General features: G+C 38.7%; 2 protein-coding genes and 1 other annotated feature. Both genes read left to right on the forward strand.

Annotated features, from left to right (window positions below; genetic code table 11):
- Positions 1-111: 111 nt before the first annotated feature.
- Positions 112-1,278: an MDR family MFS transporter gene (locus ACFSY7_RS10590; protein ID WP_126989011.1), complete on the forward strand. Its 1,167-nt coding sequence runs from the start codon at positions 112-114 to the stop codon at positions 1,276-1,278.
- A gap of 64 nt (positions 1,279-1,342) precedes the next feature.
- Positions 1,343-1,553 (forward strand) — a binding site (T-box leader).
- A gap of 53 nt (positions 1,554-1,606) precedes the next feature.
- Entirely contained in the window at positions 1,607-4,024 is a 2,418-nt protein-coding gene (gene leuS / locus ACFSY7_RS10595) for a leucine--tRNA ligase (RefSeq protein WP_126989010.1), read from the forward strand.
- Positions 4,025-4,173 lie beyond the last annotated feature (149 nt).

The raw sequence follows: 4,173 nt of genomic DNA on the forward strand, positions 1-4,173 counted from the left end.
TATCAATTAATACAAAATTAAGTTAGATATGCGTGTTGGAAAATATTTTTTTGACACTCAAAAATGGCGTGAGCCATTGATATATCAACATTTATAGAGGGAGGGTTTCATATGCCAAAAAGCGTATGGTTCCTTATAATCGGTATGGTTGTCAATACGGTCGGCAATTCGTTTCTATGGCCGTTAAATACAATTTATATGCATGAGGAGCTTGGGCAATCATTGTCTACTGCAGGGCTTGTCTTAATGGCAAACGCTGCGGCGGGTGTTGTTGGGAATTTACTCGGGGGTTTTTTATTTGACCGCTTAGGTGGCTTTCGGACAATTATGGTGGCGTCAATTTTAACAATTATCGGCTTAGCGGGCTTAACGATTTGGCATGGCTGGCCGCATTATATTTGGTTTTTAGCATTGATTGGTTTTACCGGGGGAATGATTTTTCCGTGTATGTTCGCGATGGTTGGTACAGCTTGGCCTGAGGGAGGACGTCGAGGATTTAATGCGATATATTTAGCGCAAAATTTAGGTGTGGCATTTGGTCCTGCGTTAGCTGGCGTCATTGCAAATTATAGTTTTGATTATATTTTCATTGCGAATTTAATGATGTACATTGTCTTTTTTGCAATTGCTTTCTCATATAAAACAATTCCACAAGGCTATGGTATTGCACCATCTAATGTCATTAGCGAAGGGAAACAAATTAAAGATAAATCGAGTCTTTACGCGCTATGTATTTTAGGGATTGGATATATGCTTGGGTGGGCAGTTTACACACAATGGACAACAACGATTTCAGCATACACACAAGAAATAGGCATCTCGTTAAATCAATATAGCTTGCTCTGGACGGTAAATGGATTGTTAATTGTAGCGGGACAGCCGCTTATTAATCCATTAATTAAACGACTAGGTGACCGCTATCAAATAATGATTGTGACAGGTGTTTTAATCTTTATCTTATCTTTCTATGTATTGACCTTTGCAGAGAATTTTAGAATGTTTTTAGTTGCAATGATTATTTTAACGTTTGGTGAAATGTTCGTCTGGCCAACTGTGCCAACGATTGTTAGTACATTAGCGCCACCTGGACGAGATGGGTTTTACCAAGGTCTTATCAACTCCTTTAATACACTTGGAAAAATGATTGGACCAGTAGCCGGTGGTTTATTGGCAGAAATTTATGGGATGCAGTTCACATTTTACTTCTTAATGATTATTTTGGCTGTGTCGATTATTCCTTATTCACTGTATCATTTGCCGCTAAAGAAAAAGATATAAAAATTCTAAAAATAGCGTAATCTCTTGTCAATGTACAACAATTCAAGTACAATGAGTGCAATATGATATGACATTGAAGAGGAATAGTACGTTAAGGATTACTAATAGAGAGCTAGTGGTTGGTGGAAACTAGTAGATGAATTAACAGAACTCGCCTTGGAGTCACATTGGTGAACGTAAATTAACCAGCGTCGTCTGTCCGCGTTAAGGATTCAAGTTGAGTGAGTACACTAATTTGGGTGGTACCGCGGTAGCGTTATGCTGTCGTCCCTTTCTATGAGGGATGGCAGCTTTTTTTACGTTTAAAACATAAAAGGAGGCAATTACTTTGAGTTTCAACCATAAAGAAATTGAAAAGAAATGGCAAAAAGTTTGGGATGATAATAAAACATTCAAAACAACAAATGAACCAGAAAAACCAAAATTCTATGCATTAGATATGTTCCCGTATCCATCAGGTGCAGGTCTTCATGTAGGACACCCTGAAGGCTATACAGCGACAGATATTTTATCTCGCTTCAAACGTATGCAAGGCTACAATGTACTTCACCCAATGGGATGGGATGCATTTGGTCTTCCAGCGGAACAATATGCACTTGATACTGGGAATGACCCAGCCGAATTTACATTAAAAAATATCGCGACATTCAAGCGTCAAATCCAAGAACTTGGTTTTAGCTATGACTGGGATCGCGAAATCAATACAACAGACCCTTCTTACTACAAATGGACACAATGGATTTTCATCCAACTTTACAATAAAGGCTTAGCTTATATTGATGAAGTAGCTGTAAACTGGTGCCCGGCACTTGGCACAGTACTTGCTAATGAAGAAGTGATCGATGGTAAATCAGAGCGTGGTGGTCACCCAGTAGAACGCCGCCCAATGAAACAATGGATGCTTAAAATTACAGCTTATGCAGATCGTTTAATCGATGACCTTGAAGATGTTGATTGGCCAGAAAATATTAAAGATATGCAACGTCACTGGATTGGTCGTTCCGAAGGTGCTGAAGTTGATTTCACAGTTTCTTCTACAGGCGATAAATTCACAGTGTTTACAACACGTCCTGATACATTATTCGGTGCAACATATACAGTATTAGCACCAGAACATGAACTTGTATCAAAAATTACAACAGTTGAACAACAAGCAGCTGTTACCGCTTATTTAGATGAAGTGAAAATGAAATCAGACCTAGAACGTACAGATTTAGCGAAAACAAAATCAGGCGTATTCACAGGTGCTTATGCAATTAATCCAATTAACGGCAAAGAAGTGCCAATCTGGATTGCTGACTATGTATTAGCTACTTACGGTACAGGTGCTATTATGGCCGTTCCAGCGCATGATGAACGTGACTATGAGTTTGCTAAAAAATTCGAATTACCAATCATCCCAGTACTTGAAGGCGGCAATGTAGAAGAAGCAGCATTCACTGAAGATGGTCAGCACATCAACTCGGATTTCTTAGATGGTCTAGGTAAAGAAGAGGGAATTTCAAAAGCAATCGCATGGCTTGAAGAAAATAAAGTCGGCGAGAAAAAAGTATCTTATCGTCTACGTGACTGGTTATTCTCTCGTCAACGTTACTGGGGCGAACCAATCCCTGTGATTCACTGGGAAGATGGCTCAATCTCAACTGTTCCAGAAGACCAATTACCACTTGAACTTCCAAAAATAGATAATATCCATCCATCAGGTACAGGTGAATCACCACTTGCAAACGTTGCAGATTGGGTAAATGTTGTAGACCCTGAAACAGGTATGAAAGGTCGCCGTGAAACAAATACAATGCCACAATGGGCAGGTTCTTCATGGTACTTCTTACGCTATATTGATCCACATAATACAGAAGCAATCGCAGATCCAGAGCTTCTAAAACGTTGGTTACCAGTTGATATTTATATCGGTGGTCAAGAACATGCCGTTCTTCACTTATTATATGCTCGTTTCTGGCATAAAGTGCTTTATGACCTAGGCGTTGTACCAACAAAAGAGCCATTCCAAAAATTATTTAACCAAGGAATGATTCTTGGTGAAGGTAATGAAAAAATGTCGAAATCAAAAGGTAATGTTGTAAATCCTGATGATATCATCGAGTCACATGGTGCTGATACACTTCGTTTATACGAAATGTTCATGGGACCACTTGAAGCATCAATTCCTTGGTCTGAAAACGGCTTAGATGGCGCACGTCGCTTCTTAGACCGCGTATGGCGTTTATTCGTTAATGAAGAAACAGGCGAATTATCTTCAAAAGTTCAAGATTCTACAGATACAACATTAGAAAAAGTGTATAACCAAACGGTTCAAAAAGTAACAGATAACAATGAACATATCCGTTTCAATACATCAATTTCTCAAATGATGGTATTTATTAACGATTGCTATAAAGCAGACGTTGTACCAACTGCTTACGCAGAAGGCTTCGTAAAAATGTTATCACCAATCGCGCCACACATAGCAGAAGAACTTTGGACAAAACTAGGCCATACGGAAACAATTACGTATGCAGCGTGGCCAACATTTGACGAATCAAAACTTGTAGATGATGAAGTTGAAATCGTTGTTCAAGTGAATGGTAAAGTTCGTGCAAAATTAATGGTAGCGAAAGATGCGACTCGTGAAGATTTAGAACAAATCGCACTTGCAGATGAAACGGTTAAAGAACAAATTGACGGTAAAGATGTGAAAAAAGTTATTGCTGTTCCAGGTAAATTAGTGAACATCGTAGCAAAATAAATAATAAAAAGAGCTTAAGACATACATGCCTTAAGCTCTTTTTGTATGATAGATTGTCAAATTAACTGCACCACTTCACATTCAAATGCATCCTGTGTGGTATTCCAGTTGAGGCACTTTCTTGGTCGATTGTTGATCAATGAAAGTGC

Origin of the sequence: Kurthia populi, assembly GCF_042686175.1 — a bacterium.
Classification (GTDB): domain Bacteria; phylum Bacillota; class Bacilli; order Bacillales_A; family Planococcaceae; genus Kurthia; species Kurthia populi.

Coding starts and splice junctions, on each gene's coding strand:
- ACFSY7_RS10590 (WP_126989011.1), top strand. CDS start 112: ATGCCAAAAAGCGTATGGTTCCTTATAATCGGTATGGTTGTCAATACG.